Raw genomic sequence first — 21,651 nt, forward strand, 5'->3', positions numbered from 1 at the left:
CGGGGTGACGCGCGAACCGCCCCGGGCCCCGCCCTCGCCCTCCTCCCCCGGCGGGCCGGGCTAGGCAATCCGCCCGATGCCGTCGCACCGCCTTACTCCGCAGCATGAGCCGCACGGCGTGGGTGCGGATCACGGAGCGGAGGCCGGAACGGCATGGGCGGAACGGGCGGTACGGCGGTGGCGCGGGTCCTGCGGGACCGGGTGGCGGGGCGGTATCTGGCGGGGGTGGTCGTCTCCGGTTTCGGTACGTCGGCGATGTGGCTCACGGCGGGGATCTGGGTCAAGTCGCTGACCGGGTCGGACAGCCTGGCGGCGCTGACGGTGTGCGCGATGTGGGCCCCGGTGCCGGCGGGACCGGCGATCGGCGCGCTCGCGGACCGGGTGGGACGGAAGCCGCTGCTGGTCCGGGTGAACCTGGCGATGGCCTGCCTGCTGTCCACGCTGCTGCTGGTGGTCTCGGGTCGCACGGTCTGGCTGGTCTTCGCGGTGCTGGTCCTCTACGGGGCGGGCGGCGTCCTGCTCGACGCGGCGGAGTCGGCACTGGTGGCGGGGACCGTGCCCGCCCCGCTGCTGGCGGACTTCAACGGGCTGCGGATGACGGCCAACGAGGGCGTGAAGCTGGTCGCCCCGCTGGCGGGGGCGGGCCTGTACACGCGGTTCGGCGGCCCGGCCGTGGCGCTGCCGGCCGCGGCGACGTGCGTGCTGGCCGCCCTGGTCTTCGCCAGTCTGCCGGTGCGGGAGGGCCCGCGCGTCCGGGGCCCGGAGCGGGCGGAGTCCTGGCGCGATGAACTCGCCGCGGGGCTGCGGCGGATCCGCGCCTCGGCCGTGCTGCGCCCCCTGGTCACGGCGGGGGCGGTCACGATGCTGGCGGCCGGGGTGAACGGGGCCGTGACCTTCGCGTACGTCGACGACGTGCTGGGCCGCGCGCCCGCGTACGCGGGGGTGTTGTACGCGGTGCAGGGCGCGGGCTCGGTGGCGGTCGGGCTGCTGGCGGGGCCGTTGCTGCGCCGGGTGCCGGAGCGGGCGTTCGCGGCGGGCGGGACGGCGCTGTTCGGGCTGGCGGTGGCGGCGCGGGCGGTGCCGCTGGACGCGGTGGCCCTGGCGGCGAGCGCGGCGATCGGGTTCGGTCTGCCGTGCGTGCTGATCGCGGCGACGACGGCGGTGCAGCGGGAGACGCCGGACGCGGTGCTGGGGCGTACGGCGGCGACGGCGGGCTCCCTGATGACGGCGCCCAACGCGGCGGCACTGGCGGCGGGGGCGGGGCTCGTCGCCGTGGTGGACGTACGGGTGCCGGCGGTGGCGGCGGGGACGCTGGGGGTGCTGGCGGCGGCGGTCCTCGCGGCGGGAGTCCGGACGGGGCGGCACCCGCGCGGACGGTGACCCGGTCGACGGACCGGGCGGCGGGCGGCGGGCGGCGGAAATCGCGTGACGCGGGCACGGTCGGCCGGGCACGATACGCGCATGCCGAAACCTTCCGGATTCCAGTACGAACAGCAGGGCGACCGGAGCGTCACCATCACCCACCACGGCCGCGCCGCGGGCACCCTGCGCGGCGGCCGGGCGGAGAAGTTCCTGGCCGAGGTGGTCTCGGGCGACGCCCAGCTGGTGATGGCGCGGTGGACCGGGGCGTACAAGCACGGCAACGAGCGGACCGCCCGCGCCCACCCGCGCAACCGCCGCTGAGGCCGGGCCCGTCGCCCGCAGCCTCTCGCCCGTCGCCCGCAGCCTCTCGCCGCCTGTCGTCCGGACGGCCGAAGGTAAGGGAACGGCAAAGCCGGGTCGTTCGTTACCCCGTGCATGACCGCAATGACCCCCGGCTCGAACCTTCCCCTCTCCGCCGCCCGCGTGGCGGTGGACGTCGCCGCTCCGGTGCGGCTCGACGTCTCGGGCCTGCTGCTCACCGCCGACGGCAAGGTGCGCTCCGACGACGACTTCATCTTCTACAACCAGCCCTCCGGCTCCGGCGTGACCTACCGCTCCGGCGGAGGCTCCGCGCCCGACGCGATCGTGGTGGACACCGCGGCCGTACCGCCGGACATCGAGAAGATCGTCGTCACCGCGAGCCCGGACGCCGCGGGCCAGACCTTCCAGGGCATCGAGCCCACCGCCACCGTGCGTGACGCGGACGACGGCAGCGCCCTCGCCGCCTTCACCCCGCCGCAGCTGGGCTCGGAGACGGCGCTCGTGATCATCGAGATCTACCGGCGCAACGGGGCCTGGAAGGCACGCGCGGTCGGCCAGGGGTACGCGAACGGGCTGGCCGGGATCGCCACGGACTTCGGCGTCACGGTCGAGGAGCCCCCGGCCCCGGCCGCCCCGCCGGTGCGGACGGCCCCCGCCCCGGCCGCCCCGCCGGTGGCCGCTCCCGTGGACCCCCGGATCGCACCGCCCTCTCCCCCGGCGGCCCCGGCGTCCGCCGGCTCGGGGAAGATCAACCTGGACAAGGGCCGGGTCAGCCTCCAGAAGAACCAGACGGTGTCCCTCGTCAAGGGCGGAGCGCCCCTGCTCTCGCGGGTCAGGATGGGCCTGGGCTGGGAGCCCGCGTTCCGCGGCAAGGACATCGACCTGGACGCGTCGGTCATCGCCTACGGCCCCAACCGCAACCACCTGGCCAGCTGCTACTTCGGCAAGCTGACCATCCTGAACGGTGCGGTCCAGCACTCCGGGGACAACCTCACCGGCGAGGGCGCGGGGGACGACGAGACGATCATGGTGGACCTGGGCCGGCTTCCCGCGGAGGCGACGGGTCTGGTCTTCACGGTGAACAGCTTCACCGGTCAGAAGTTCAGCGAGGTCGCCAAGGCGTACTGCCGGCTGATCGACGACGCGTCGGGGGAGGAACTGGTCCGCTTCGACCTCACCGGCGCGGAGCCGCAGACGGGCGTGATGATGGCCAAGCTCATCAGGCAGTTCACCGGCGAGTGGGAGATGACCGCGCTGGGCGAGTTCGTGAAGTCGCGCACCGTGCGGGGCATGGTGAAGCCCGCCGCGCAGGCCCTGTGACCGGACCCCGAAGCAGGTCCGGGGCGCCCCGGACCTGCTGGGGGCGCCCCGGAACGCGAGGACGAGCGGAGGGGGCGGGCGGCTGACGGCGCCCGCTCCGCCCGCCGCTCAGAGCTTGGTCAGCTTGGAGTAGGGGCTCAGGATCCTTCCCTGGCGCCCCGAGAAGTCGATGAGGACAGCATCGTTGTCGCCCTCGACAGCGAGAATCCTGCCGAGCCCGAACTGGTCGTGCGACACCCGGTCGCCCACATCGAAGCATTCGACCGGTGGGGCCTCCTGGGCCGGGCGGTTGAAGGGACTGGACGGCAGGTGACGCCGGGAGCCGGCTGACTGTTTCATTGCCACGAGTATGCGCCCTGCGATGGCCCGACGCCATGCCCGCCGACGCCCGGGCCCCCCAGAAATACCGGATCGTAACCAGCACTCCCCCCGGCCACCCGGCGCCCGCACCCGTCCCCAGCAGCGGAAACCGCCGGAACACGGCAGCGGAGAGCCCCCGGGGCCCAGGGCCGCGCCACCGGCTCCAAGAACACTCTTGAGGAGGGCCGTGCTCCGCGGATCACCGTCCGGCCCGGACAGGTGACACAGGTGCGCGGGGGCTCGCCGGCAGGGGCCCTCAGCCGCCCGCGCGGGAGCGGGCCTTGAAGGCCGCCTTGCGGGCCTCCTTGGCTGCCTTCTTGTCGCCGTGCAGGCGTCCCATGGCCTCCAGGACGTCGGCGGTGGCCGGGTGGTCGACGCGCCAGACCTCGTCGAAGAAGCCGCTGTGCTGGGTGGACAGGCCCTCCACGAGGCCCTGGAGCTCGTCCAGCTCGCCGTCGGCGTCCAGTTGGGCGGCGATGGTGTCGACGGCCAGCCAGAAGATCATCTCCTCCGGCGGTGCGGGCACGTCGGCGGCGCCGCGCTCCGCGAGCCAGACACGGGCCAGGCCGCCGAGTTCCGGGTCGTCGAGCACCGCGCGTACGGCCGGCTCCGCCTCCGGGCCGGTCAGGGCGAGGGCCTGCTGGCAGTGGAGGCGGCGGAGCGGCGCACCCTCGTCCGTACCGCGCGCGGCGGCCAGCAGCTCGGCGGCCGCCGTCACCGCGTCCCCGGTGCCCCGGCCCGCGAGCCAGAGGGTGACCTCGGCGCGGGCGGCGGACTCCGGGTAGTGCGCGATGCCGTCGAGAAGGGCCTCGGCCCCCTCGCCCGCGAGGTCGCCCACGGCGGGCGCGTCCACCCCCGCCTCCAGCATGCGGGCGCGGACGCCGTACAGCCCGAGGGGGGTGAGCTTGACCATGCCGTACCGGGTGACGTCATCGTCGTCGGCCCCCGCGGTGGAGCCGTCCGCCGCTTCGCCCTCCTCGACCAGCAACGCCTCGTCGACCGGCCGGTACTCGACGATCCCGATCGGTTCGAGCAGCCGGAACTGGTCGTCCAGCCGCATCATCGCCTCCGACACCTGCTCCAGGATGTCGTCGGTGGGCTCGCCCATGTCGTCGGGGACGATCATCGAGGCGGCCAGCGCGGGCAGCGGGACCGGCTCGCCGCCCGCGCCGCTGTCCACCAGGGTGAGCAGGTAGAGGTTGCCGAGCACGCCGTCGAGGAACTCCGCCTCGGCCTCCGGATCCCAGTCCAGCGCCTCGAAGTCGATCGAGCCGTCCTCGCCGACCAGGTCCGCGAAGTCGTCCAGGACGGGCGCGGTGGCGTCGGCGTGCACGGCGTCCAGGCCGTCGAGCCAGATGGCCAGGACGTCCTGCGGGGAGCCGCCGGTGAGCAGCGCCAGGTTCTCGCCGGCGGTGACGGTGCCCTCGGCCTCCGGGCCGTCCGTGCCGTCAGGGAGTCCGGCCTCGTCGGGGTCGGTGACGTCGAGGAGCCCGGTGTCCACGGCGAGCCGCCATGCCTCGCTGGCGTACGCGGCACCCTCCTCGTCCGCCGCGAGCCCCAAGTGCTCCGCGGCTGCGGGGAGTTGCGCCTCGACGAGTTCACCGCCCGCGCCGACCCGGGTCTCCGGCCCGGCCCAGCGGGCGAGCCGCACGGCGCGGACCAGCAGCGGAGCGGCGAGCGCGTCCCGTGCCAGTTCGGCCTCGGAGTTCAGCCGCACCGGCGGCATGGAGGGGCGCTCTGCGGACATCGGGGGTTTCTCCTCGGTGCGTGCTCGGAGCGTACGGAAGGCGTACGCGGTTCAGCCGCCCCAGCCTAGACGCAATTCACCGCATGCCGCCCACCGCTCAGGGGACTCCGCCCGTCGGCCGGCCGCGCCTCTTCCGCCTCACCCCCGGCCGTCCGCCCCGGGTTCCATGCTGAGCGCCGGGGTGTAGCGGTTCACGCCGCCGCCGGTCATGCCCGGATACCTCTGGACGCGTTCCCAGAGGGGGGAGTGGGAGCCGATCCCCTCACCGGGTGCGGCGAGGGCCGCGATGTGGTGCTCGGCGCTCTCCCACTCCGCGTAGTTGAGGACCCGGGCGCCGTCGGTGCTCGTGTGGAAGTGTCCGGCGAGGCCCCCCGCGGGCAGTTCGGGCTCACCGGCGAGCGCCTCGAACACGCTGTCCACCCAGTCGCGTTGCCTCGCCGGGTCGGGTCCGTCGAACTCGACGTCGACGATCACGACGCAGCCGGTCTCCCGGGTGTCGCCCTCGGCCCGGAAGCCGGAGCGGTACACCACGTACGTGTGGAGTCCGAGGCGTTCGATGCCGGGGACCGCGGCGTCGATCTCGGCGTTGCGGGCGTCGCGGCCCTCCCGTACGAAGTCCTGGTACGCCTGTTCGCCGGTCCACTGGGAGTAGTGCAGGAGCGTCGCGCCGTCCTCCCCCGCGTAGACGCTGTAGGAGAGGAGGCCGCGGTGCGGCCACTCCCGGCTCTCCCATGCCTTCCGGATGGCGTCGACGGCCTCCGCCTGCCGCTGGGGCGTCCCCACGTTCCAGGTGCTGGCCTTGGCGATCGCGGCATCGGGGCGGGCGGGGTCCGGGCGGCCGGTCAGGTGGGTGGTCATGACGGTCTTCCCCTCTCGTGCGCACCGGTCGGTGTGCCACGGTCACCACCGTCACACCTCAAGCGCGAGCGAGGTCAAGGCCGTTCCTCCGGGGGTGCCGCCGCACGCGGGAACCTCGGGCGTCACGTGGCGAGTTCGGTGCGCCAGGCCGTCGTGTTGAGTTCGTCCATCAGCCGGATGTCGTGGCCCTCCAGCGGGAAGACCCGCGCCGGAAGACCGGGGGCGGCCGAGACCGCCAGGGCGTCGCCCTCGATCAGGTCGCCGCCCTCGGGGGTGGAGACCCAGGCGAGGATCGACTTCACGGTGTCGCCGGGGCCCAGCAGGACCTTCTTCGGCCCCGGGTCGCTGCCGAAGTACGAGCCGTCCTCGTTGACCTTCACCGGGAGGGAGCGGCCGTCCTCGCCGAGGGCCCGGACCCCGGGGTAGCCGTCGACGGCGTAGGGCTCGCGGCCGCAGTTGGTGAGGGTCAGCACGACGGCCCGGTGCATCATGCCGGTCTCCACCGGGCCCATCTCCACCACGGCCCCGGAGGCGGGGCACTTCCCGGGCGGGGCGGCGGTCGGGCCGGGCCGCGCGGGCGATCCATAGGCGGGCGCGGGGGCCGGGGGGAGCGTCTCGGCGCGGACGGCGCCGGAGCGGGGCGCGGAGGCGGAGGGGGCGGGTTCCGGCCGCTCCCCCTCACCGGCCGGGACGAGGAAGCCGGAGCAGCCGGTCAGCACCACCGCCGCGGCCCCTGTCAGGACGGCCGAGACCCGTCCCCGTATGCGCCTGCCCCTGCCGTCCATGCCGCCCCCTCGCCGCGCCCGGCCGTCCGATCGTCCGGCCGTCCGATCGATCATGTCAGAGGAGAGGCGGCGGGCCGGAGGACGGGAGCGGGCGGAGGGGAAGCGGGGCTGCCACCAGGACACTTCAGCAATCCTTTCCCTTCACCCCCAGAAGATCTAAGTGGACCCGCCCGATGGCCGGAGCCGACACTTCGGGCATGACCGCCACCGCACCGCGTCCCTTCGGCCGCGTCCTCTGCGCCATGATCACGCCCTTCACCGCCACCGGGGCGCTGGACCCGGACGCCGCCCGCGCGCACGCCGCCCGCCTGGTGACCCAGGGCTGCGACGGCATCGTCCTCAGCGGCACCACGGGCGAGTCCCCCACCACGACGGACGCCGAGAAGTCCGCCCTGTTGCGGGCCGTCCGGGCGGAGGTCGGGGACGGGGTACCGCTGCTCTCCGGCGTCGGCGGCCCCGACACCGCGACCGTCCTGCGCCGCGCGCGCCGGGCCGAGGAGGCGGGCGCGGACGGGCTGCTGGTGGTGAGCCCGTACTACAGCCGTCCGCCGCAGGCCGCCGTCGAGGCGTACTTCCTGCGGGTCGCGGACGCCACCGGCCTGCCGCTGATGCTGTACGACATCCCCGGCCGCACCGGGGTCCGGATCGAGCCGGAGACCCTGCTGCGGCTGGCGGAGCACCCCCGGGTGGTGGCGGTGAAGGACTGCGCGTACGACCTGCTCGGCTCGACGAAGGTGATGGCCCGCACCTCCCTGGCGTACTACTCCGGCTGTGAGGAGCTGAACCTGCCGCTGTACGCGGTGGGCGGCGCGGGCTGTGTCAGTACGGTGGCGAACGTGGTCCCGGGCCGGATACGGGCGCCGCTGGACGCGTTCGACACGGGCCGCCCCGACGAGGCGGCCCGGCTGAACGGCCTCACGGTCCGCCTCACCGAACTGATGATGGCGAACGGCCTCCCCGGCGCCGTCACCGCCAAGGCCCTCCTGGACGCCGGCCCGCTCCGGGAACCGCTGCAGCCCGCCGGGCGCGAGGCGGCCGACGGGCTGCGGAAGGCGTACGAGGAACTCCTCGCGGCCTGAGGGGGGCGGCGGGCGGCGGTTCGGGCCCGCGCGGGGCCGTACCGGACTCCCGGCGCGGTGACCTCAGTTGTGGGCGTGCAGGACCTCGTTCAGGCCGCCCCACACCGCATTGTTCGGGCGGGCCTCGACGGTGCCGGTGACCGAGTTGCGGCGGAAGAGGATGTTGGAGGCGCCGGACAGCTCGCGGGCCTTGACGACCTGGCCGTCCGGCAGGGTGACGCGGGTGCCGGCGGTGACGTACAGGCCGGCCTCGACGACGCACTCGTCGCCGAGCGCGATCCCGACGCCCGCCTCGGCGCCGACCAGGCAGCGCTCGCCGATGACGATGCGCTCGGTGCCGCCGCCGGAGAGGGTGCCCATGGTGGAGGCGCCGCCGCCGATGTCGGAGCCGTCGCCGACGACGACGCCCGCGGAGATGCGGCCCTCGACCATGGAGGTGCCGAGCGTGCCCGCGTTGAAGTTGACGAAGCCCTCGTGCATGACGGTGGTCCCGGCGGCGAGGTGCGCGCCGAGCCGGACCCGGTCGGCGTCGGCGATGCGGACGCCCTTGGGGGCGACGTAGTCCGTCATGCGGGGGAACTTGTCGACCGAGGTGACCTGGAGGTGCAGGCCCTCGGCGCGGGCGTTGAGGCGGACCCGCTCCAGGTCGTCGACGGCGACCGGGCCGAGCGAGGTCCAGGCGACGTTGGCGAGCAGGCCGAAGAGGCCGTCGAGGTTCTGGCCGTGCGGCCGGACGAGCCGGTGCGAGAGCAGGTGCAGGCGCAGGTAGGCGTCGTGCGCGTCGAGCGGCTTGTCGTCGAGCGAGGAGATGACCGTGGCCACGGCGACGACCTCGACGCCGCGCCGGGCGTCCACGCCGACGGCCTTGGCGGCGCCCTCGCCGAGCCGGTTGACGGCCTCGTCCCGGCTGAGGCGGGTGGTACCGGCCGGGCCGGGGTCCGAGGTCAGTTCGGGGGCGGGGAACCAGGTGTCGAGGACGGTGCCGTCACCGGCGACGGTGGCGAGGCCGGCGGCGACGGCGCCGGTGGTGCGGGCAGAACCCTGGGAGATCGTGTCGGTCATGAACAGCAACCTAACCGGCCGGGGGCCGCTCGGGCGAACCGGTCTCGGCCTGCGGCCCCTTCCCCGCGACCCGCCGCCTCGCCCCCTGGCCCGGCGGCCGCCGCGCCGCCGGCACCGCCGCCCCCGCGGCCGCCGCGAGCAGGGCGCAGAGCGACCGGAGGAGGGCGGGGGCGGCGGGGGTGAGCCGGCTGAAGCGGCTGACGCTGATGGTGGACCGGGAGCGGACGATCCGGGAGGTGCTGTACCCGATCACGGACATCGAGGCGAGCGTGCGCGAGGCGCTGGAGGCGGTGCACCGGGAGCCGGCCGGCTGAACCCCGCCCCCGGCGGGCCCGGGCCGGGCCGCCGACCGCCGCTCACGGGGCCGGGCCCGCCCCGGGCTTCAGTCGCCGCCCGCCACGATCCTCGCCAGCATCTCGCGGGTGTACGCGGCGTCGAACACGCCGCCCGCCAGCAGCACCTGGAGGCAGACGCCGTCCATCAGCGCGACGAGGGCGCGGGCGGTCCCGGGGTCGGTGCGGCGGGACAGCAGCCCGACGGCCTCCTCGGTCCACTCGGCGGCGACCGGCCGCAGCGCGGGGCGGCGCAGGGCCGCGAGGTACAGCTCGTACTCCAGCTCGATCGCTCCGCGCTCGCCCGCGAACCACCGGTCCAGCAGCCGGGCCAGCTCGTCCGCGAGGTCCGCCTCCGAGCCGCCCCCTCCGCGTTCCGCGTCGAAGATGCCGCTGTCGCGCAGGGCCTGGACGAAGTTCTCGTTGCACCGGCGCAGGGCGGCGACGAGGAGGTCGTCGAGCGAGTCGAAGTGGTACGTGGTCGAGCCGAGCGGCACATCGGCCTCGGCCGCCACGGCGCGGTGGCTGAGACCCCCCATGCCCTCGGCCGCGAGCACGCTCAGCGCCGCGTCGATGATCCGCGTCCGCCGGTGGGGGTCGTACCGGCGGGCCATCAGTGGGCCCCTCCCAGGTTGAGCACGACGACCCCGGCGACGACCAGGGCGATGCCCGCGATCTTGACCAGGCTGCCGGACTCCCCCAGGAACAGGATCCCGATGAGGGCGACCGCCGCGGTGCCGACGCCGGCCCAGATGGCGTACGCGGTGCCCACCGAGAGCGTCTTGAGGGTCTGCGCGAGCAGGGTGAAGGCGATGAGGTAGCCCACCGCGGTGCCGAGCGAGGGCCAGAGCCGGGTGAAGCCCTCGCTGTACTTCATGGCCGTCGTCCCGGCCACCTCCGCCGCGATGGCGGCGGCCAGCAGTCCGTATGCGTATCCCATGTGTACGACTGTACCCAACGCTGCGTACGACCGTACATATCATCGGTCCAGGTCCGGGACGCTACGGTGTGCCGACCGACCACACGGCCCGGACACCCGGGCCGACGACACGACGGAGACGCAGTGACGCAGGACGCAGGGTGGGGCGGCGGCCCGTACGGGGGCGCACCTCACGGAGGGGGGCCCTTCCCCGGGGGCGCGCAGGGGCCGGGCGGAGGCTGGAACGGCGGGTGGGCGGCACCGCCCAGGCCCGGGGTGATACCCCTGGCGCCGCTGCGGGTCTCGGACATGCTCAGCGGCGCCTTCTCGACGCTCGGCAGGTACTGGAAGCCGCTGATCGGTATCGCTCTGACGCTGTTCGGCGCGGCGACGCTGGTGATGCTCGTCGCGCTGGTGGTGGCCGGCTCCGCCGTCGCGGCCCACTGGGACGAGCTGACGTCCGACTCCTCGGGGCCTCCGGACGCGGCGGTCCTGGTCCCGCTCGGCATCGCGTTCGGCGTGCTGATGGTCATCGGCGTGATCGTCTACCTGCTGGCCTCGGCCGTGGTGCAGGCAGCCGTGCCCGTCGTCCTCCAGGAGGCCGTCCTGGGCCGCCCGATCCGCTTCGGCGCCGTCTGGAGCCGCGCGTGGTCACGGGTCTGGGCGATCATCGGCACGGTGTTCCTGACCGGGCTGATCCTGATCGTCCCGATGATGCTGTTCCTGGCCGCCTTCGTCGGCCTGATGATCTACACCGTCTCGCTCGGCGACGAGGACGGCGTGGTGCCGCTGATGCTGTTCGGCTTCCTCGGCACCCTGCTCATCGCCCCGGTGGCGACCTGGCTCTACGTACGGTTCTCGCTGGCCCCCACGGTCGTGGTCTTCGAACAGCAGCGCCCGGTCGCCGCCCTGCGCCGCTCGGCCCGGCTGGTGCGCGGGAGCTGGTGGCGGACCTTCGGCGTCGGACTGCTCGCGTACGGGCTGGCGGCCACGCTCGGTTACATGATCCAGATGCCGTTCCAGGCGGCCGGCATGCTCCCCGGCGTGTTCGACCCCGCGGACGTGGAAGCCGATCCGACCGCCGGGGAGCTCATCGCCGTGTTCGGCGGCCTGATCCTGCTGTCGCTCGTCAGCCAGCTGATCTCCCAGCTGTTCACCGCGATCTTCCCGCCGCTGGTGGTCGGCCTGCTGTACGTGGACCTCCGGATGCGCACGGAGAACCTGGGCCCGGTCCTGGCGGAGGCGGCCGGGACGACCCTGCCCGAGCAGTACGGACCGCCGCCCGCCCACCTCTGAACCGCCCGCCCCATCCGAACACGGCCCTGCCCGCCAGTCCGACTGGCGGGCAGGGCCGTTCGTGCATGTCCGGAACGCGTCAGACGTTGAACCCCAGCGCGCGGAGCTGCTCGCGTCCGTCGTCGGTGATCTTGTCCGGTCCCCACGGCGGCATCCAGACCCAGTTGATCCGGAGTTCGTTGACGATGCCGTCCGTGGCGGACTTCGCCTGGTCCTCGATGACGTCGGTCAGCGGGCAGGCCGCGGACGTCAGAGTCATGTCGATGGTGGCGATGTTCGCGTCGTCGACGTGGATGCCGTAGATCAGGCCCAGGTTGACGACGTCGATGCCCAGTTCGGGGTCGACGACGTCGTACAGCGCCTCGCGGACCTCCTCCTCGGAGGCCGGCTTCATGGTCACGGTCTCGTTGTCGCTCATGCGGTCTTCCCTTCGGACAGCGCCTTGGCCGTCGCGTCCTTCCACGCCATCCAGCTCAGCAGCGCGCACTTGACCCGGGCGGGGTACTTGGAGACGCCGGCGAACGCCACCGCGTCCTCCAGCACCTCCTCCATCGCCTCGTCCGGCTCCAGCTGCCCCTTGGACTGCATCAGCTCCAGGAAAACCTCCTGGATCCGCTGCGCCTGGGACAGCTCCTTGCCGACGAGCAGCTCGTTCAGCACGGAGGCGCTGGCCTGGCTGATGGAGCAGCCCTGGCCGTCGTAGCTCACATCGGCGATGGTCTCGCCGTCGTACTTCACCCGGAGTGTGATCTCGTCGCCGCACGTGGGGTTCACGTGGTGGACCTCGGCGTCACCGTCCCGCAGGCCGCGCCCGTGGGGGTGCTTGTAGTGGTCCAGGATCACTTCCTGGTACATCGAATCAAGCTTCACCAGTCAACCCTCAGCCGAAGAAGTTCCGTACGTGCTCCAGTCCGTCCACCAGGGCGTCGACCTCGGCGGGGGTGGAGTACAGATAGAACGACGCTCGCGTCGTCGCGGGAATTCCGTACCGCAGGCAGACCGGGCGGGCGCAGTGGTGGCCCACGCGGACGGCGATGCCCTGCTCGTCGAGTACCTGGCCCACGTCGTGCGGGTGGATGTCGCCGAGCGTGAAGGAGATCGCCGCCCCGCGGTCCTCGGCCGTCGCCGGGCCGATGATCCGCAGGTCCGGGACCTCCAGGAGGCGCCGCACCGCGTACTCGGTGATCGCCTTCTCGTGCTGGTGGATCTTCTCCATGCCGATCGCGGAGAGGTAGTCCACGGCCGCGCCGAGGCCGACGGCCTGGGCGATCGGGGGCGTACCCGCCTCGAACTTGTGGGGCGCCGGAGCGTAGGTCGAGGAGTGCATCGACACGGTCTCGATCATCTCGCCACCGCCCAGGAACGGGGGCAGGTCCTCCAGAAGCTCCTGCCGCCCCCACAGCACGCCGATGCCGGTCGGACCGACCATCTTGTGGCCGGTGAAGGCCACGAAGTCCGCCTGGAGCGCCTGCACGTCGAGCACCATGTGCGGGGCCGCCTGCGAGGCGTCGATGCAGACCAGCGCGCCGACCTGCTGGGCGCGCCGGATGATCTGCTCGACCGGGTTCACGGTGCCGAGGATGTTGGAGACCAGCGTGAAGGAGACGATCTTCGTCTTCTCGGTGATGATCTCGTCGATGTTCGACAGGTCGAGCCGGCCGTCGTCGGTGATGCCGAACCACTTCAGCTTCGCACCCGTGCGCTGCGCGAGCAGCTGCCACGGCACGATGTTGGAGTGGTGCTCCATCTCCGTGGTGACGATCTCGGTCTCACGGTCCACCCGATAGGGCTCGTCCGCCCACCCGAGCATGTTCGCCACGAGGTTCAGCGACTCGGAGGCGTTCTTCGTGAAGATCACCTCGTTGCGGCTGGGCGCGTTGATGAAGGCGGCGACCTTGTCGCGGGCGCCCTCGTACAGCGCGGTGGCCTCCTCGGCGACCGTGTAGACGCCTCGGTGCACGTTCGCGTTGTGGCGCTCGTAGTACGTGTTGAGCGCGTCGAGGACCTGGCGCGGCTTCTGCGAGGTCGCCGCGGAGTCCAGGTAAACGATCTTCTTGCCGTCGTGGACCGTGCGGTCCAGGAGCGGGAAGTCCTTGCGGATCGCCTCGGTGTCGAGGAGGCCGGAGAGCCCCTGTCGGGCGTCAGTCACGCGGAAGCGCCACCCTTCGTGTAGGCCTCGTAGCCCTCGTTCTCCAGCTGGTCGGCCAGCTCGGCGCCGCCGGAGGCCGCGATCCGGCCGCCCGCGAAGACGTGCACGTAGTCGGGCTTGATGTACTTCAGGATGCGGGTGTAGTGCGTGATCAGGAGCGTGCCGACCTCGCCGGTCGCCCGCACCCGGTTGACGCCTTCGGAGACGGTCTTGAGCGCGTCGACGTCCAGGCCGGAGTCGGTCTCGTCCAGGACGGCGATCTTCGGCTTGAGCAGCTCCAGCTGGAGGATCTCGTGGCGCTTCTTCTCACCGCCGGAGAAGCCCTCGTTGACGTTGCGCTCGGCGAAGGACGGGTCCATCTGGAGCCCGGCCATCGTCTCCTTGACCTCCTTGACCCACGTACGCAGCTTGGGGGCCTCGCCGCGGACGGCGGTGGCGGAGGTGCGCAGGAAGTTGGAGACCGAGACACCGGGGATCTCGACCGGGTACTGCATGGCGAGGAACAGGCCGGCGCGGGCCCGCTCGTCGACGGACATCTCCAGGACGTCCTCGCCGTCCAGGGTGACCGTGCCACCGGTGATCGTGTACTTGGGGTGACCCGCCAGCGAGTACGCGAGGGTGGACTTGCCGGACCCGTTGGGGCCCATGATGGCGTGGGTCTCGCCCTGCTTCACGGTCAGGTCGACGCCCTTGAGGATCTCCTTCGTGGCGTTGTCGGCCTCGACGGTGACGTGCAGGTCGCGGATTTCAAGCGTTGCCATGGGTGACTCAGGACTCCTGGGTGACGGAGACGAGCACATCGTCCCCTTCGATCTTTACGGGGTATACGGGGACGGGGCGCGTCGCGGGAAGACCGGACGGCTTGCCGGTGCGGAGGTCGAACGACGATCCGTGCAGCCAGCACTCGATCGCGCAGTCCTCCACCTCGCCCTCCGAGAGGGAGACGTTCGCGTGCGAGCAGATGTCGTTGATCGCGAACACCTCGCCCTCGGTGCGGACGACGGAGACGGGCGTGCCGTCGAGCTCCACCCGCTTGGGGGTGTCGTCCTCCAGCTCGCTCAGCGCACAGGCTTTGACGAAGGCCATCAGACGGACGCCTTCAGCTCGGCCTCGATCTTCTCGAGCAGCCGCTCCTCGACGTCGGGGAGGCCGATCTGCTGGACCAGCTCGGCGAAGAAGCCGCGCACGACCAGGCGGCGGGCCTCCTCGGCCGGGATGCCGCGCGACTGGAGGTAGAAGAGCTGCTCGTCGTCGAAGCGGCCGGTCGCGGAGGCGTGGCCGGCGCCGACGATCTCGCCGGTCTCGATCTCCAGGTTGGGCACGGAGTCGACCCGGGCGCCGTCGGTGAGGACGAGGTTCCGGTTCATCTCGTAGGTGTCGGTGCCCTCGGCCGCGGCCTGGATGAGGACGTCGCCGATCCAGACGGCGTGCGCGCCGTCGCCCTGGAGGGCGCCCTTGTACACCGCGTTGGAGGTGCAGTGCGGGGTGTTGTGGTCGACCAGGAGGCGGTGCTCCTGGTGCTGGCCCTTGTCGGTGAAGTACAGGCCGAACAGCTCCGCCTCGCCGCCGGTGGCCGCGTAGGCGACCCGGGGGTGCAGGCGGACGAGGTCGCCACCGAAGGTGACGACGACGGACTTGAAGGAGGCGTCGCGGCCGACCAGCGCGTTGTGCTGGCCGACGTGGACGGCCGTGTCGTCCCAGTCCTGGACGGAGACGACGGTCAGCTTCGCGCCGTCGCCCAGGAGGTAGTCGACGTTGGCGGCGAGCACCGCGTCGCCGGTGTGGTCGATGACGACGACGGCCTCGGCGAAGGCGCCCAGCTCGATGAGCTGGTGGCCGTAGGCGGTGCCGCCCTCGCCGTGCACGGCGATCCGGATCGGCTCGGTGAGCACGGTGTCCTTGGCGACCGTGACGACCGAGGCCTGCTCGAAGGAGCTGTACGCCTGGGCGGCCACCCGGTCCACCGGGGTGCCGGCCCGGCCGAGGCGGGCGTCGTCGCGGCCGACGGTCTCGACGGTGACGCCCTCGGGGGCGTCGATGGCGACCTTGACCCCGCTGCCGGTGGCGACGGCGGTGCCGTCGTGCAGCCCGCGCAGCCGCTCCAGCGGCGTGAAGCGCCACTCCTCCTCGCGGCCGTGCGGGACGGGGAAGTCCGCGACGTCGAAGGACGGGGGTGCGCTCATGCGGGTGGCGACGGTCGACTCGGCGGCCACCGCGATGGAGCCGGCGGTGGTGGAGCCCGCCGGAGTGTTCTGAGCCTCAGCCATGGCTGTCGTAGTGCTCGCTTTCTTCAGTCACGTACTCGGGGGATTCGGTGGGGCGGGGACGGCCGCGAGCGGCCGTCCCGGTGGTCCTCGGGCGAGGACCTAGCCGACCGAACCCTCCATCTGCAGCTCGATCAGCCGGTTGAGTTCCAGGGCGTACTCCATGGGCAGCTCCTTGGCGATCGGCTCGACGAAGCCGCGCACGATCATCGCCATGGCCTCGAACTCGGTGAGTCCGCGGCTCATCAGGTAGAACAGCTGGTCCTCGGAGACCTTGGAGACGGTCGCCTCGTGGCCCATCGACACGTCGTCCTCGCGGACGTCGACGTAGGGGTAGGTGTCCGAGCGGGAGATCGTGTCGACGAGCAGAGCGTCGCAGAGCACGTTGGACTTCGCGCCCGGCGCGCCCTCACCGATCTCGATCAGTCCGCGGTAGGACGTACGGCCGCCGCCCCGCGCCACCGACTTGGAGACGATGTTCGAGGAGGTGTTCGGGGCCATGTGGACCATCTTGGCGCCGGCGTCCTGGTGCTGGCCCTCGCCCGCGAAGGCGATGGACAGGGTCTCGCCCTTGGCGTGCTCGCCCATCAGGTAGACGGCCGGGTACTTCATGGTCACCTTGGAGCCGATGTTGCCGTCGACCCACTCCATGGTCGCGCCCTCGTAGGCCACGGCCCGCTTGGTGACCAGGTTGTAGACGTTGTTCGACCAGTTCTGGATGGTCGTGTAGCGGCAGCGGCCGCCCTTCTTGACGATGATCTCGACCACGGCGCTGTGCAGCGAGTCCGAGGAGTAGATCGGGGCGGTGCAGCCCTCGACGTAGTGGACGTAGGCGTCCTCGTCGACGATGATCAGCGTCCGCTCGAACTGGCCCATGTTCTCCGTGTTGATACGGAAGTAGGCCTGGAGCGGGATGTCCACGTGGACGCCCTTGGGCACGTAGATGAACGAACCGCCGGACCACACGGCCGTGTTCAGCGACGCGAACTTGTTGTCGCCGACCGGGATGACGGTGCCGAAGTACTCCTTGAAGAGCTCCGGGTGCTCCTTCAGCGCGGTGTCGGTGTCCAGGAAGATGACGCCCTGCTCCTCCAGGTCCTCGCGGATCTGGTGGTAGACGACCTCGGACTCGTACTGCGCGGCGACGCCGGCGACGAGGCGCTGCTTCTCCGCCTCGGGGATGCCGAGCTTGTCGTACGTGTTCTTGATGTCCTCGGGCAGCTCCTCCCAGGAGGCCGCCTGCTTCTCCGTGGAGCGCACGAAGTACTTGATGTTGTCGAAGTCGATGCCCGACAGGTCGGAGCCCCAGTTCGGCATGGGCTTCTTGTCGAAGAGCTTCAGCCCCTTGAGCCGCAGCTTCAGCATCCACTCGGGCTCGTTCTTCTTCTCCGAGATGTCGCGTACGACAGCCTCGGAGAGGCCGCGCTTCGCCGCCGCGCCTGCCGCGTCGGAGTCGGCCCAGCCGAATTCGTACGTACCCAGACCCTCGAGCTCAGGGTGGGCAGTCTCCGTGGGGAGCGTCATGCGGGGTTCCTCCCGGCCGTGCTTGCAGATGCTGAATGGTTGGTCTGTGGGGGTGGTGCGTGGCCACTGCGCGGCACATAGGTCGTGCACACGCCGTCGCCGTGGGCGAGGGTGGCCAGACGCTGCACATGGGTTCCGAGGAGGCTGGAGAAGAATTCCGTCTCCGCCTCGCACAGCTGTGGGAACTGCTCGGCGACGTGTGCCACCGGGCAGTGGTGCTGGCACAGCTGCTCACCCTGCTGGGGGCCGGGCGCGCTTCGCGCCGTAGCAGCGTACCCGTCGGCGGACAGGGCCTTGGCCAGGGCCTCGGTGCGCCCCTGGGGCTCCGCGGCCTCGACCGCCGCGCGGTACGCCTCGCCCGTCGCGGCCATCCGTGCGCGGGCGAAGGCGATGACCGCCTCGTCCCCGCCGGACTCGGCGATGAAGCGCAGGGCGTCGGCGGCCAGCTTGTCGTAGGACTGGTCGAAGGCGTCCCGGCCGCAGTCCGTCAGAGCGAACACCTTGGCGGGCCTGCCGCGGGTCCGCGCCCCGTAGACCCGCTGTTCACGGGCTTCCACGACGTTGTCGGAGAGGAGGGCGTCGAGATGGCGGCGGACGGCGGCCTGGGTGAGGCCGAGCCGCCCCGCGAGGTCCGCGACGGTGGAGGGGCCGTGGTCCAGGATGGATCGCGCGACCCGGTTGCGCGTCGAGCGCTCACCGGTCGCGAGGTCCTCCTGGGGAGCCCGTCCGTCGTATTTCACAACACCATTGTTGCGTAATTCGTCCGGGCCTGACAACCACGGTCCGAAACGATCTACGGTGCGATTCGTCACTTAGGGTTACCTAATCTGGCCCCGCGGGCCGTCCCCTCCGGGACGCTGCCTAGACTGGTGCGCCATGGAGAACGAGCCCGTCGTACAGGTCGGGAACCTGGTCAAGCGGTACGGCGCGAAGACCGCGGTGAACAGCCTCGACCTGGTCGTCGCGGCGGGCGCGGTGACCGCCGTCCTCGGCCCGAACGGCGCCGGGAAGACCACCACGATCGAGATCTGCGAGGGGTACCGCCGGCCCGACGCGGGCACCGTGCGGGTCCTCGGCCTCGACCCGGTCGCCGACGCGGAACGGCTGCGCCCCCGGATCGGCGTGATGCTCCAGTCCGGCGGCGTCTACTCGGGGGCGCGCGCCGACGAGATGCTCCGGCACATGGCGAAGCTGCACGCCCACCCCCTCGACGTGGACGCCCTGGTCGAGCGCCTCGGCCTCGGCGACTGCGGCCGCACGGCCTACCGACGGCTCTCCGGCGGCCAGCAGCAGCGCCTCTCCCTGGCCATGGCGGTCGTCGGCCGGCCCGAACTGCTCTTCCTGGACGAGCCGACCGCCGGGCTCGACCCGCAGGCCCGCCGCGCCACCTGGGAGCTGGTGCGCGAGCTGCGCGGAGACGGGGTCTCCACGGTGCTGACCACCCACTTCATGGACGAGGCCGAGGCGCTCGCCGACGACGTCGCGATCATCGACGCGGGCCGGGTCGTCGCCCACGGCGCCCCCGAGGAGCTGTGCCGGGGCGGCGCGGAGAACACCCTGCGCTTCACCGGCCGCCCGGGGCTCGACCTCGGCTCCCTCCTCAAGGCGCTGCCCGACGGTTCCGGCGCGGCGGAGCCGCTGCCGGGGACGTACCGCATCACCGGGAACGTCGGCCCGCAGCTGCTGGCCACCGTGACCTCTTGGTGCGCCCAGCACGGCGTGATGGCCGACGGCATCTCCGTGGAGCGGCACACCCTGGAGGACGTCTTCCTCGAACTGACCGGCAAGGAGCTGCGCGCATGAGCGCCGGTACGTACACCCCGCGCCCCGGCGCCGCCCCGATCCCCCGGATGATCGCCGCGCAGACCGCGCTGGAGACCCGGATGCTGCTGCGCAACGGCGAGCAGCTGCTGCTGACGGTGATCATCCCGGCGCTGCTGCTGGTGCTGTTCAGCGCGGTCGACGTCATCGACACCGGCTCGGGCGCCGCGGTGGACTTCCTGGCCCCGGGCGTCCTGGCGCTCGCCGTGATGTCCACCGCCTTCACCGGCCAGGCCATCGCCACCGGCTTCGAGCGCCGCTACGGGGTCCTCAAGCGGCTCGGGGCCTCTCCGCTGCCCCGGTGGGCGCTGATGACCGCGAAGACGCTGTCGGTGCTGGTCACCGAGGTGCTGCAGATCGCGCTGCTGACGGCGATCGCCTTCGCCCTGGGCTGGTCGCCGCACGGCAACCCGCTCTCCGTGGCGCTGCTCCTGGTCCTGGGGACCGCCGCGTTCTCCGGGCTCGGGCTGCTGATGGCGGGGACGCTGAAGGCCGAGGCGACCCTGGCCGCCGCCAACCTGGTCTTCCTCCTGCTGCTGGTCGGCGGCGGGATCATCGTGCCGCTGGACAAGTTCCCGGACGCGGTGCGGTCGGCGCTGGAACTGCTGCCCGTGTCGGCGCTCTCCGGAGGGCTGCGGGACGTTCTCCAGCACGGCGCCCCGATGCCGTGGGACCAGGCGGGGATCCTGGCCGTGTGGGCGGTGCTGGGGCTCGGCGCCGCGGCGAAGTTCTTCCGCTGGGAGTAGCCCCGCCGGGGCCGTACGGCTGGACTTCTCCGGGCATCCGGGTACGGACCCACCCCTCGTGAAATCGTGCACAAGCCCCGTCCTACGATGGTCGGCGTGGAAACCCCCATCTCCCTCATCGCCAAGCGCTGGACGCCGTCCACCCGGGTGGTGAAGCGCGCCGCGCTCTCCGCCGTCATGATGAGCGTCTTCATCATCGTCACGGGCGGGGCCGTCCGGCTCACCGGTTCGGGCCTCGGCTGCGACACCTGGCCCAAGTGCACCGACGACAGCCTGTTCGCCACCCCGGAACAGGGGCTGCACGGCGCGATCGAGTTCGGCAACCGCATGCTGACCTACGTGCTGTCGGCCGCGGTCGGCTGGGCGATCGTCGCCGTCAGCTCGATGAAGCCGCGCCGCCGCAAGCTGACCCGGCTGGCCTGGTCGCAGTTCTGGGTCGTGCTGGGCAACGCCGTCCTCGGCGGCATCACCGTCTGGGCGGGCCTCAACCCCTGGACGGTGGCCGGGCACTTCCTGCTGGCCAACGCGCTCCTCGCCCTCACCGTGATCACCTGGGTGCGGATCGGCGAGGGCGACGGCCCGCCGCGCCCCCGGGCCCCGCTGCCGGTGCGCCGGCTCGCCTGGGCGATCGTGGCGACCACGGTGGTCCTGATCGTCCTGGGCACCTCGGTGACCGGTTCCGGCAAGCACGCCGGCGACAGCAGCGACGTGCCGCGCATGCCGTGGGACTGGTCGGCCGCCGCCCATGTCCACGCCGTCGCCGCCTGGGTGGTCTGCGCCCTGGCCATCGCGATGTGGCTGGCGCTGCGGGTGGTGGACGCGCCCGCCGACGCCCGGGCCCGCGCCCGGGACCTGCTGCTCGTGCTGCTCGCCCAGGGCGCCATCGGGTACGTCCAGTACTTCAGCGACGTCCCCGAGATCCTGGTCGGCATCCACATGTTCGGCTCGGCCGTTCTGTGGATCGCGGTGCTCCGGCTGGTGCTGAGCATGCGCGAGCGCGGGGACGAGACGTCCGCCCCGCTGCCGGGCCCGTCCTCCGAGCGGACGGAGAAGGCGTCCGCCACGGCGGGCTGAGAGCCTTCGGGTACGGCGAAGGGGGCGGCGGGCATGATGCCCGCCGCCCCCTTCGCCGTACCCGCTCCGGCGCCGCGCCGTCGTCCCCCGGAGCGTTTCAGCTCTCGTTGGAGGGGCCGCCGACCTGGATCCCGGCCATCCGGGACCACTCGTACGGTCCCGTGCGGACCTTGAGCGCGAACTCGCCGTCGAACTCGTCGTGCAGCGTGATGCCGGACTTCGCGGCCGCGCTCTCGGCCACCGCGTACGTCGGGGCCACCAGGTCGCCCCAAGCGCCGTCCTGGCCGACCAGGACGATGCGGGCGCCCGCCTGGCCGATGTAGGCGAGCTGACCCTCCGCGCCGCCGTGCTGCTTGGCGAAGGCGCCGATCTCCCGGGCGAGCTTCGCCGCCCTGCGCTCGGCGCGCGCCGCCTTCCTGGCGTCGGTCCGCGGGGTCTGCCCGGTCTCGTTCGCTTCTACTGCCGTCTCTGCCATGAACAGGATGCTACCGACGGGTAGATGAACTGGCGACGGGCGGGGGGGGGGGGGGGGGGGCCCCCCCCCCCCCCGGGGCCGGGGGGGGGGGGGGGGGCCCGCGGGGGGGGGGGGCCCCCCGCCCCCCCCCGGAGGAACGGGGCCTGAGGGGTGTGGA

Annotated in this window: 24 protein-coding genes and 1 pseudogene; 9 read left to right on the plus strand and 16 right to left on the minus strand. The window is 72.5% G+C overall.

What is annotated here, in order from left to right; translation table 11 throughout:
* Positions 1–153: 153 nt before the first annotated feature.
* From ACH4K1_RS30315 to ACH4K1_RS30325, 3 genes are all read left to right on the plus strand, one after another.
* On the plus strand, positions 154–1,380 hold the full coding sequence (locus tag ACH4K1_RS30315) for an MFS transporter (RefSeq protein WP_398092741.1): 1,227 nt from the start codon (positions 154–156) through the stop codon (positions 1,378–1,380).
* An 81-nt stretch (positions 1,381–1,461) separates the two neighbouring features.
* The gene (locus ACH4K1_RS30320; RefSeq protein WP_398092742.1) at positions 1,462–1,683 is read left to right on the plus strand and encodes a hypothetical protein; all 222 of its coding nucleotides are present in this window, start codon (positions 1,462–1,464) and stop codon (positions 1,681–1,683) included.
* Positions 1,684–1,797: 114 nt separating this feature from the next.
* Positions 1,798–3,003 (plus strand): TerD family protein, encoded by a 1,206-nt coding sequence (locus ACH4K1_RS30325; protein ID WP_398092743.1) that lies wholly within the window; start codon positions 1,798–1,800, stop codon positions 3,001–3,003.
* 108 nt (positions 3,004–3,111) lie between these two features.
* Here ACH4K1_RS30325 and ACH4K1_RS30330 read toward each other — a convergent pair whose 3' ends face one another.
* The 4 genes from ACH4K1_RS30330 to ACH4K1_RS30345 form a co-directional block, all read right to left on the minus strand.
* Positions 3,112–3,342 carry a hypothetical protein gene (locus tag ACH4K1_RS30330; protein ID WP_003969918.1) on the minus strand — a complete coding sequence of 77 codons (231 nt, stop codon included), beginning with the start codon at positions 3,340–3,342 and terminating at the stop codon, positions 3,112–3,114.
* Between the two features lie 277 nt (positions 3,343–3,619).
* Positions 3,620–5,110 (minus strand): hypothetical protein, encoded by a 1,491-nt coding sequence (locus ACH4K1_RS30335; protein ID WP_398092744.1) that lies wholly within the window; start codon positions 5,108–5,110, stop codon positions 3,620–3,622.
* Between the two features lie 138 nt (positions 5,111–5,248).
* Positions 5,249–5,968, minus strand: coding sequence for an antibiotic biosynthesis monooxygenase (locus ACH4K1_RS30340; RefSeq protein WP_398092745.1), 720 nt, complete (start codon positions 5,966–5,968; stop codon positions 5,249–5,251).
* 122 nt (positions 5,969–6,090) lie between these two features.
* Positions 6,091–6,753, minus strand: coding sequence for a DUF4232 domain-containing protein (locus ACH4K1_RS30345; RefSeq protein ID WP_398092746.1), 663 nt, complete (start codon positions 6,751–6,753; stop codon positions 6,091–6,093).
* 197 nt (positions 6,754–6,950) lie between these two features.
* On the opposite strand from ACH4K1_RS30345, the gene ACH4K1_RS30350 reads away from it, so the two are divergent.
* A complete protein-coding gene (locus ACH4K1_RS30350; RefSeq protein WP_398092747.1) occupies positions 6,951–7,832 on the plus strand; it encodes a 4-hydroxy-tetrahydrodipicolinate synthase family protein in 882 nt (293 codons plus the stop codon).
* Positions 7,833–7,895: 63 nt separating this feature from the next.
* Here ACH4K1_RS30350 and dapD read toward each other — a convergent pair whose 3' ends face one another.
* The gene (dapD, locus tag ACH4K1_RS30355; RefSeq protein ID WP_228994204.1) at positions 7,896–8,894 is read right to left on the minus strand and encodes a 2,3,4,5-tetrahydropyridine-2,6-dicarboxylate N-succinyltransferase; all 999 of its coding nucleotides are present in this window, start codon (positions 8,892–8,894) and stop codon (positions 7,896–7,898) included.
* Between the two features lie 170 nt (positions 8,895–9,064).
* Between dapD and ACH4K1_RS30360 the strand changes: the two are divergent.
* Positions 9,065–9,208: pseudogene (locus ACH4K1_RS30360) on the plus strand (HxlR family transcriptional regulator); the annotation flags it as partial.
* Between the two features lie 68 nt (positions 9,209–9,276).
* On the opposite strand, the gene ACH4K1_RS30365 reads toward ACH4K1_RS30360, so the two are convergent.
* Complete coding sequence (locus ACH4K1_RS30365) at positions 9,277–9,840, minus strand: TetR/AcrR family transcriptional regulator (RefSeq protein WP_398092748.1); 564 nt, start codon at positions 9,838–9,840, stop codon at positions 9,277–9,279.
* A complete protein-coding gene (locus ACH4K1_RS30370) occupies positions 9,840–10,166 on the minus strand; it encodes a multidrug efflux SMR transporter (protein ID WP_228994201.1) in 327 nt (108 codons plus the stop codon). The genes ACH4K1_RS30365 and ACH4K1_RS30370 overlap by 1 nt, the downstream gene beginning before the upstream one ends.
* A 288-nt stretch (positions 10,167–10,454) precedes the next feature.
* Here ACH4K1_RS30370 and ACH4K1_RS30375 point away from each other — a divergent pair, with 288 nt between their 5' ends.
* Positions 10,455–11,441: a hypothetical protein gene (locus ACH4K1_RS30375; protein WP_398092749.1), complete on the plus strand. Its 987-nt coding sequence runs from the start codon at positions 10,455–10,457 to the stop codon at positions 11,439–11,441.
* Between the two features lie 79 nt (positions 11,442–11,520).
* Here the strand turns inward: ACH4K1_RS30375 and ACH4K1_RS30380 are convergent, their stop codons facing one another.
* From ACH4K1_RS30380 to ACH4K1_RS30415, 8 genes are all read right to left on the minus strand, one after another.
* Positions 11,521–11,859: a metal-sulfur cluster assembly factor gene (locus ACH4K1_RS30380; protein ID WP_030117349.1), complete on the minus strand. Its 339-nt coding sequence runs from the start codon at positions 11,857–11,859 to the stop codon at positions 11,521–11,523.
* Positions 11,856–12,311, minus strand: a complete 456-nt coding sequence (gene sufU / locus ACH4K1_RS30385; RefSeq protein WP_398092750.1) for a Fe-S cluster assembly sulfur transfer protein SufU — start codon at positions 12,309–12,311, stop codon at positions 11,856–11,858. The genes ACH4K1_RS30380 and sufU overlap by 4 nt, the downstream gene beginning before the upstream one ends.
* 10 nt (positions 12,312–12,321) lie before the next feature.
* A complete protein-coding gene (locus tag ACH4K1_RS30390; protein ID WP_398092751.1) occupies positions 12,322–13,590 on the minus strand; it encodes a cysteine desulfurase in 1,269 nt (422 codons plus the stop codon).
* Positions 13,587–14,351 (minus strand): Fe-S cluster assembly ATPase SufC, encoded by a 765-nt coding sequence (gene sufC / locus ACH4K1_RS30395; RefSeq protein WP_073769120.1) that lies wholly within the window; start codon positions 14,349–14,351, stop codon positions 13,587–13,589. The genes ACH4K1_RS30390 and sufC overlap by 4 nt, the downstream gene beginning before the upstream one ends.
* Positions 14,352–14,358: 7 nt before the next feature.
* Complete coding sequence (locus ACH4K1_RS30400; RefSeq protein ID WP_014156911.1) at positions 14,359–14,676, minus strand: bifunctional 3-phenylpropionate/cinnamic acid dioxygenase ferredoxin subunit; 318 nt, start codon at positions 14,674–14,676, stop codon at positions 14,359–14,361.
* Positions 14,676–15,857, minus strand: a complete 1,182-nt coding sequence (sufD, locus tag ACH4K1_RS30405; RefSeq protein ID WP_398092752.1) for a Fe-S cluster assembly protein SufD — start codon at positions 15,855–15,857, stop codon at positions 14,676–14,678. Before sufD ends, ACH4K1_RS30400 begins: the two co-directional genes overlap by 1 nt.
* A gap of 99 nt (positions 15,858–15,956) precedes the next feature.
* Positions 15,957–17,378 (minus strand): Fe-S cluster assembly protein SufB, encoded by a 1,422-nt coding sequence (gene sufB, locus ACH4K1_RS30410; protein ID WP_073769124.1) that lies wholly within the window; start codon positions 17,376–17,378, stop codon positions 15,957–15,959.
* Entirely contained in the window at positions 17,375–18,118 is a 744-nt protein-coding gene (locus ACH4K1_RS30415; protein ID WP_398092753.1) for a helix-turn-helix transcriptional regulator, read from the minus strand. Before ACH4K1_RS30415 ends, sufB begins: the two co-directional genes overlap by 4 nt.
* A gap of 136 nt (positions 18,119–18,254) precedes the next feature.
* Here ACH4K1_RS30415 and ACH4K1_RS30420 point away from each other — a divergent pair, with 136 nt between their 5' ends.
* The 3 genes from ACH4K1_RS30420 (at position 18,255) to ACH4K1_RS30430 (ending at position 21,019) form a co-directional block, all read left to right on the plus strand.
* Positions 18,255–19,181 (plus strand): ABC transporter ATP-binding protein, encoded by a 927-nt coding sequence (locus ACH4K1_RS30420; protein ID WP_398092754.1) that lies wholly within the window; start codon positions 18,255–18,257, stop codon positions 19,179–19,181.
* The gene (locus tag ACH4K1_RS30425; protein ID WP_398092755.1) at positions 19,178–19,945 is read left to right on the plus strand and encodes an ABC transporter permease; all 768 of its coding nucleotides are present in this window, start codon (positions 19,178–19,180) and stop codon (positions 19,943–19,945) included. Before ACH4K1_RS30420 ends, ACH4K1_RS30425 begins: the two co-directional genes overlap by 4 nt.
* A gap of 87 nt (positions 19,946–20,032) precedes the next feature.
* Positions 20,033–21,019, plus strand: coding sequence for a heme A synthase (locus ACH4K1_RS30430; RefSeq protein ID WP_398092756.1), 987 nt, complete (start codon positions 20,033–20,035; stop codon positions 21,017–21,019).
* 97 nt (positions 21,020–21,116) lie between these two features.
* On the opposite strand, the gene ACH4K1_RS30435 is transcribed toward ACH4K1_RS30430, so the two are convergent.
* Entirely contained in the window at positions 21,117–21,494 is a 378-nt protein-coding gene (locus ACH4K1_RS30435) for a hypothetical protein (RefSeq protein ID WP_398092757.1), read from the minus strand.
* Positions 21,495–21,651: the final 157 nt, after the last annotated feature.

Source organism: Streptomyces sp. NPDC017448 (assembly GCF_044330565.1).
GTDB lineage: Bacteria > Actinomycetota > Actinomycetes > Streptomycetales > Streptomycetaceae > Streptomyces.

Coding starts and splice junctions, on each gene's coding strand:
- ACH4K1_RS30315 (WP_398092741.1), top strand. CDS start 154: ATGGGCGGAACGGGCGGTACGGCGGTGGCGCGGGTCCTGCGGGACCGG.
- ACH4K1_RS30320 (WP_398092742.1), top strand. CDS start 1,462: ATGCCGAAACCTTCCGGATTCCAGTACGAACAGCAGGGCGACCGGAGC.
- ACH4K1_RS30325 (WP_398092743.1), top strand. CDS start 1,798: ATGACCGCAATGACCCCCGGCTCGAACCTTCCCCTCTCCGCCGCCCGC.
- ACH4K1_RS30330 (WP_003969918.1), bottom strand. CDS start 3,342: ATGAAACAGTCAGCCGGCTCCCGGCGTCACCTGCCGTCCAGTCCCTTC.
- ACH4K1_RS30335 (WP_398092744.1), bottom strand. CDS start 5,110: ATGTCCGCAGAGCGCCCCTCCATGCCGCCGGTGCGGCTGAACTCCGAG.
- ACH4K1_RS30340 (WP_398092745.1), bottom strand. CDS start 5,968: ATGACCACCCACCTGACCGGCCGCCCGGACCCCGCCCGCCCCGATGCC.
- ACH4K1_RS30345 (WP_398092746.1), bottom strand. CDS start 6,753: ATGGACGGCAGGGGCAGGCGCATACGGGGACGGGTCTCGGCCGTCCTG.
- ACH4K1_RS30350 (WP_398092747.1), top strand. CDS start 6,951: ATGACCGCCACCGCACCGCGTCCCTTCGGCCGCGTCCTCTGCGCCATG.
- dapD (WP_228994204.1), bottom strand. CDS start 8,894: ATGACCGACACGATCTCCCAGGGTTCTGCCCGCACCACCGGCGCCGTC.
- ACH4K1_RS30365 (WP_398092748.1), bottom strand. CDS start 9,840: ATGGCCCGCCGGTACGACCCCCACCGGCGGACGCGGATCATCGACGCG.
- ACH4K1_RS30370 (WP_228994201.1), bottom strand. CDS start 10,166: ATGGGATACGCATACGGACTGCTGGCCGCCGCCATCGCGGCGGAGGTG.
- ACH4K1_RS30375 (WP_398092749.1), top strand. CDS start 10,455: ATGCTCAGCGGCGCCTTCTCGACGCTCGGCAGGTACTGGAAGCCGCTG.
- ACH4K1_RS30380 (WP_030117349.1), bottom strand. CDS start 11,859: ATGAGCGACAACGAGACCGTGACCATGAAGCCGGCCTCCGAGGAGGAG.
- sufC (WP_073769120.1), bottom strand. CDS start 14,351: ATGGCAACGCTTGAAATCCGCGACCTGCACGTCACCGTCGAGGCCGAC.
- ACH4K1_RS30400 (WP_014156911.1), bottom strand. CDS start 14,676: ATGGCCTTCGTCAAAGCCTGTGCGCTGAGCGAGCTGGAGGACGACACC.
- sufD (WP_398092752.1), bottom strand. CDS start 15,857: ATGGCTGAGGCTCAGAACACTCCGGCGGGCTCCACCACCGCCGGCTCC.
- sufB (WP_073769124.1), bottom strand. CDS start 17,378: ATGACGCTCCCCACGGAGACTGCCCACCCTGAGCTCGAGGGTCTGGGT.
- ACH4K1_RS30420 (WP_398092754.1), top strand. CDS start 18,255: ATGGAGAACGAGCCCGTCGTACAGGTCGGGAACCTGGTCAAGCGGTAC.
- ACH4K1_RS30425 (WP_398092755.1), top strand. CDS start 19,178: ATGAGCGCCGGTACGTACACCCCGCGCCCCGGCGCCGCCCCGATCCCC.
- ACH4K1_RS30430 (WP_398092756.1), top strand. CDS start 20,033: ATGGTCGGCGTGGAAACCCCCATCTCCCTCATCGCCAAGCGCTGGACG.
- ACH4K1_RS30435 (WP_398092757.1), bottom strand. CDS start 21,494: ATGGCAGAGACGGCAGTAGAAGCGAACGAGACCGGGCAGACCCCGCGG.